General features: G+C 70.9%; 4 protein-coding genes. 1 reads left to right on the top strand and 3 read right to left on the bottom strand.

Going from position 1 to position 5,491, the window contains the following annotated elements; all coding sequences use genetic code 11:
• Positions 1–124: 124 nt before the first annotated feature.
• From ACFV2J_RS04630 to ACFV2J_RS04620, 3 genes are all read right to left on the bottom strand, one after another.
• Positions 125–1,012 (bottom strand): geranyl diphosphate 2-C-methyltransferase, encoded by an 888-nt coding sequence (locus ACFV2J_RS04630; protein WP_385091101.1) that lies wholly within the window; start codon positions 1,010–1,012, stop codon positions 125–127.
• A gap of 15 nt (positions 1,013–1,027) precedes the next feature.
• Positions 1,028–2,287 (bottom strand): family 2 encapsulin nanocompartment cargo protein terpene cyclase, encoded by a 1,260-nt coding sequence (locus tag ACFV2J_RS04625; RefSeq protein ID WP_385091105.1) that lies wholly within the window; start codon positions 2,285–2,287, stop codon positions 1,028–1,030.
• Positions 2,288–2,357: 70 nt separating this feature from the next.
• The gene (locus ACFV2J_RS04620) at positions 2,358–3,770 is read right to left on the bottom strand and encodes a family 2B encapsulin nanocompartment shell protein (protein WP_385437303.1); all 1,413 of its coding nucleotides are present in this window, start codon (positions 3,768–3,770) and stop codon (positions 2,358–2,360) included.
• Between the two features lie 758 nt (positions 3,771–4,528).
• On the opposite strand from ACFV2J_RS04620, the gene ACFV2J_RS04615 reads away from it, so the two are divergent.
• Positions 4,529–5,344, top strand: coding sequence for a DUF899 family protein (locus tag ACFV2J_RS04615; protein ID WP_385092789.1), 816 nt, complete (start codon positions 4,529–4,531; stop codon positions 5,342–5,344).
• Positions 5,345–5,491 lie beyond the last annotated feature (147 nt).

Raw genomic sequence — 5,491 nt, 5'->3', positions numbered from 1 at the left:
CCCCCCCCCCCCCGCCCCCGCGCGGCCGCCCGCCCCCCCCCCCGGGGCCAACCCCTCGCACGTTCGGTCGGCGCCGAATGGCGGGCAACTACGCGTCCGGGCCCCGCACCTGTCATGTGGTGGGTCAGACGCGGTCGGCCGCGATCAGGAGGTACTGGAAGGAGCCGTCCTTGTAGGAGTTGATGAACGCCGTCTCGATCCCGGTGACCAGCGAGGACGTGGCACGCAGCTCCCAGTAGGGCAGGGTCTCGGGCGTCAGGTCGATGACGGCCTGCGGTACGAGCCGGTTGTTGGCCATGGCGCGGAGGTACTCCCGGCGGGAGTGGATGTTGCACTCGAAGTGAGCGTTGATCTGGGAGACCCACTTCGAGGGCTGGCCGTAACGCGGGTTCCAGCAGCCGGTGATGGTCACGTAGCGGCCGCCGACCGACAGGACGCGGGAGTGCTCGGCGAAGAGGTCCTCCAGGTCGACGTACATGCTCGACTCGTTGTTCCACGAGGCGGCGACCTGTCCCCTTTCGAGGGGAGTGTCGAGCATGTTGCACACGCGCGCGCGGACGTGGTCCTCGATGCCGAGCTCCAGGGCGCGGCGGTTGGCGAACTCCGCCTGCTTGGCCGACAGGGTGACGCCCTCGACGCGGCACCCGAAACGCTGGTGGGCCATGACCATCGAACCGCCGCGGCCGCAGCCGGCGTCCAGGAGGGTGTCGTCCCGCCCGACGGGGCCGAGGTGGTCCAGGAGGACTTCGGCCTGCGCCGACTCCAGACGGTGGAGTTCGGAGATCAGCCGGCTCTCGTACCCGCCGTCCGCGCCGTCCCCGGGGGCCCCGAGGGCTGCGTGATCGATGTCGCCGATGCCGTAGTGGTGGTGGTAGAGCCCGTCCACGTCACCGAGACGCAGGTTGACGGGCCTGGCCTCGCCGTCCCAGTAGCGGGCGATGTCCCCCTGGTAGGGCGAGGCGGGGCCGGGGATGAACGCGGTGGCGCTGGTGGTGAGTTCGGTGCTGGTCATGGTGGAATCCACTCCTTACCAAAAGTCGGGCAGGCTGTATCGGTAGGTGTTGGTCCGGTGCCAGTAGTGGTTGCCGTCGACCCACACGGCCACGCCGCGCAGGAAGCGCAGCACGCTCGGGACGGGGCAGGCGGCCGCCAGGGCCGCGGCTTCGGACTCGAATGTGTGCATGAGGTCGTTGTGGATCTCGACCGCTTTCAGATAGGCGTCCCGGTCGGGGACGCCCTCACGTTCGGCGATCACCACGGGCAGGTTCAGATGTCTGCCCGGGCTGTCGAGCTCCTTGGTGTACGAGTAGAGGTCGTTCACGATGGTGGTGGCGTTCGAGGCGAGCGCGATGACCCGCTGCATCTCCGGCTGGGCGTGCAGGTCCGCCGGCAGTTCGTAGCCGCCGACGGTGTCGGTGATCGTCGGGCAGGGACGGAAGTTGTTGAACTGGCGCATCGCCAGGTACTCCCAGACCTCGGGCACGTGATCCGCCTCGGCCCACGCGGCCTCCGCGAGGTAGCCCAGGTGCAGCCGCGCCATGTCGTGCCGGTACCGGTCGGCCTGCGAGGGAGTGGCCTGCTGGACGAAGTACTCCATGGCGGAGCGGTAGGCGCGCCGCGGCGCGTCCGTCCGGAGCGACTCCGCCCACGGGCGCTCGTACTCCTGCGTCGTGAGCAGGGGGTCGAGAGCCGTGTGTGCCAGCAGGAGGCGACTGCCGAGCCCGACCGGCGAGCCGCCGTGGTCCTCGCAGTAACAGTCGTCGAGCACGTTCTCGGCGACCATCAGCCGTGTGGCGATCATCAGTTGGTCGACGGTGGGGGCGTCGGGATGGCAGGCCACCATGTAGCGTCCGACGGAGAAGCCGTCGAACTGGTCCTCCCACTCCGGGGGATAGGCCTGGACCTCGTCGACCGCCCACCTTTTGATCCTTCGGCCGACCTCCTCCACCCGGACCGGGTCCGGCTGTGCCACCGGGTGGTGGTAGAGGCCGGGGACCGGCGTGCCGTCCGGCGGTGGCGCGGGCTCCTGGGAGCTCGGAGGTTCCGCCTCCCGCCGCGTCGGGTACAGGCCGACCGTGCCCAACCCGCTGGGACCCCGCAGAATCCGTTCCAGGGGGGCGGGGACCGCTGGGCCCACCACGGCATCGCTCTCCTCCCCGAGCTGTGGTACGAGGTCGCCGGCGGCGTCGCCCTCGGACGCGGGGCGGGTGAGACGGGTACGGGCCGCGACGAGGGCCACGGCGTCAGCCAGGCGCGACTGCACAGGGGAAGGCCCGGGCTCGGGCATCCTTGGCTCCTTGGTGAGATGGGGAGGGCCTCGCAGGGCCGGGAGACCGGGGCGGATGAACGCGAGCCCTCTAATGGCGACTACGGGCGATCTGCACGTTCTCCAGCACGCCCAGCGCGTCGGGCAGCAGGACTGCGGCGGAGAAGTACGTGCTGACCAGGTACGAGAGGATCGCCTGCTCGTTGATGCCCATGAAGCGCACCGACATCCCCGGCTCGTACTCCTCCACCAGCCCCGTCTGACGCAGGCCGATGACACCCTGGTTGTCCTCCCCGGTCCGCAGGGCGAGGATCGAGCTGGTGTTCTCGCTGGTGATGGGGATCTTGTTGCAGGGCAGGATCGGCACCCCGCGCCACCCCGGGACCTGCTGGCCGCCGAGGTCGACGTGCTCCGGGTAGAGCCCGTACGCGCTGAACTCGCGGCCGATCGCCGCGATCGTCCTGGGGTGGGCGAGGAAGAACTTGGTGCCGCGGCGCCGGCAGAGCAGATTGTCGAGGTCGTCCGGTGTGGGCGGCCCGGAGTGGCTCTGGATCCGCTGCTTGAAGGCGGCGTTGTGCAGCAGGCCGAACTCGCGGTTGTTGATGAGCTCGTGCTCCTGGCGTTCGCGCAACGCCTCGACGGTGAGACGGAGTTGTTCCTCCGTCTGGTTCATCGGACCGTTGTAGAGGTCCGCGACCCTCGAGTGGACGCGCAGGATCGTCTGCGCGACGGAGAGTTCGTACTCCCGCGGGTGGAGTTCGTAGTCGACGAAGGTGCCCGGCAGCTCGGCTTCGCCGGTGTGACCCGCCGACATGGCGATCTCGGCCTCGCCGTGGTGGTTCTGCCGCCGGAGGGCCAGCGCGCCGAAATGCTGCACGTGGGTCCGCAGGCCGGGGGCCGAGGACAACACGGCGGCGAAGTCGGAGCGGGACAGGGTCAGCAGGGTGCCCGCCGTCTGAGCGGTGAGGGTGCTGTCCCACCTCGCGTCGGTGTCCACAAGGGCGTGCTCGCCGAAGTGGCCGCCGTCGGCGAGCACGGCGACCGTCACCTCGTCCCCGTACGCGCCGACGGACGTCTGGCTGATCCGGCCGTGGGCGATCAGGTGGATCTGCTCGGCGGGGGTGCCACGACTGACCAGTACCTCGCCGGCCCGGAAGTCGCGTGGGACGCACCGGTCGGCGATCGCCGTCAGCACCTCGACGTCCTCGAAACCGCGCAGCAGCGGCAGTTCACCGAGCCGGCGGGGAATCACACGGACGTCGGCACCGTCCTGGACGAACTCGACGCGTCCGTCGCCGACGTTGTAGCTCAGCCGGCGGTTCACCCGGTAGGTGCCGCCCTTGGTCTCCACCCAGGGGAGCATCCGCAACAGCCACCGTGAGGTGATCTCCTGCATCTGCGGGGCGGACTTGGTCGTGTGGGCGAGGTTGCGGGCGGCCGCGGTGCCCAGGCTGGACTGCCGACGTGGCTCCAGCCCTGCTTCCGGGCTGGTCTCAACGGTCATCGAGCGAGATCTCCTTCGGGACGGCGTCGGTCGGCGCGGGAGCGTCGACCGTGGAGCGCGGAAACAGGGAGGGGAAACGCGGAGAATCCGTCCAGATCCACCGGAACCGTAACGGCCGGTGCGCCCGACTTGCCCTTCTCGCCGACCGAGTTACCTCGATGCAGCGATCTTGCTGCATGTCGGGTTTATCGGATAACCGGCGATATTTGGACAGTGTGATCAAGGCCCGGGCGGCGCCCGGCGGCGACCGGTGCCCTTGTCGCCGCCAGGCGCTCAACGACCGGTGACGACAAGGAGTTCGGGGTCGGAGGCCCGACCGGCGGGGCAGAGCGGTCTCGATCGGGCCACGGGCGTACGCGCCCACCGGAGCGCGGCCTGAATCAGACGACGACGCGCGGACCACGCGCGAAGCGGCGCCGTCACTGAGGGACGGACCGCTCCAATGGCGCGTCCCGGACACCGAGTTGCCTGTCGGCCCCGGACCGGGGAAGTGCTCCGCCGAACCGCTGGTCGAGGCAACCGGCGTTGTCGGCCGCCGCGTCGGCCCACCCGGCCGGTGGCTCGAACGGGGGCATCCCGTCAGTCGAGCTCCCGGCGCGCGCACCCGCCGGCGGGAGCGGTGCGCACGGGTCGACGGGCTTCGCCCGCCGCGACGAGTTCCGGCTGCGATGAGTTCCGGCCGTGTCGCGAGTCTGTTCCGGTGGACACCGTGGCAGCGTCGTTCGACGCCGCCCGGCACGAGACACCACGGAGGACACATGACGACCACGCCCGGCCGCGCGAGCGGCGAGATGACCGGCAAGCCGCCCGTCGTCGACCTGGCCACCTGGGAGGCGGCGCGCGGCGAGCTGCTGGTCCGGGAGAAGGCCCACACCCGCGCGGGCGACGCCCTCGCCGCGGCCCGCCGCCGGCTGCCGATGGTCGAGGTCGACGGGACGGTGGAGGTCGTCGGGCCCGACGGCCCGGTCCCGTTCCTCGACCTGTTCCAGGGCCGCGACGAGCTCGTGGTGTACCAGCACATGTGGCACGACGGCGCGCCGCACCAGGGTCAGTGCGAGGGCTGTACGACCACGGCCTGGCACCTGAAGGACGCGGTCTACCTCAACGCCCGCGGTGTCTCGTTGGCCATCCTCACCACGGGTCGCTGGGACGAGGTGGCCCCCTTCGTCGATTTCATGGGCTACACCCAGCCCTGGTACTCCGTGCGCGACGTGGACGCCCCGATCGGCGGGAACATGGGGCACATCGTCTGCTTCCTGCGCGACGGCGACCGCGTGTTCCTCACCTACTCCACCACGGGCCGTGGCAACGAGCCGGTCAACGGGTCCCTCGCCCTGCTCGACATGACGTCGTACGGCCGCGGCGAGGCGTGGGAGGACAACCCCGAGGGCCGTGCCGTGATCGGCGACGTCCACGAGGGGCACCCGGCCCGGGGCCGTCAGGCCTGCTGGTACTGGCGTTCGGACGCCGACGGGGTCGCCACCTGGGGCCCGACCAGCCGCCCCGTGCCGCAGTGGACCCGTCCCGGCGCGACCCCCGTGCAGACCCTCGGACGGAGCGGTCACCACCACTGACACGCCCGCGCCGCCGGTGTCGGGGGGGGCCGCCCGGGGGGGCGGCGCGCGGGGAAACCCAAAAAACCAACCCACCACGCCGCGGGCGCGTGGGGGGCGGGGTGGCGTAGCCGGGGTTCCGGTGACGGGGCGGGAGGGGAGCCCGGA

The sequence above is a fragment of the Streptomyces sp. NPDC059668 genome (assembly GCF_042734135.1).
In the GTDB taxonomy this organism is placed as follows: domain Bacteria; phylum Actinomycetota; class Actinomycetes; order Streptomycetales; family Streptomycetaceae; genus Streptomyces.
This window is presented reverse-complemented; position numbering and strand designations above follow the sequence as displayed.

Excerpts from the sequence above, each read along its gene's own strand:
- ACFV2J_RS04630 (WP_385091101.1), bottom strand. The coding sequence starts at position 1,012 with ATGACCAGCACCGAACTCACCACCAGCGCCACCGCGTTCATCCCCGGC.
- ACFV2J_RS04625 (WP_385091105.1), bottom strand. The coding sequence starts at position 2,287 with ATGCCCGAGCCCGGGCCTTCCCCTGTGCAGTCGCGCCTGGCTGACGCC.
- ACFV2J_RS04620 (WP_385437303.1), bottom strand. The coding sequence starts at position 3,770 with ATGACCGTTGAGACCAGCCCGGAAGCAGGGCTGGAGCCACGTCGGCAG.
- ACFV2J_RS04615 (WP_385092789.1), top strand. The coding sequence starts at position 4,529 with ATGACGACCACGCCCGGCCGCGCGAGCGGCGAGATGACCGGCAAGCCG.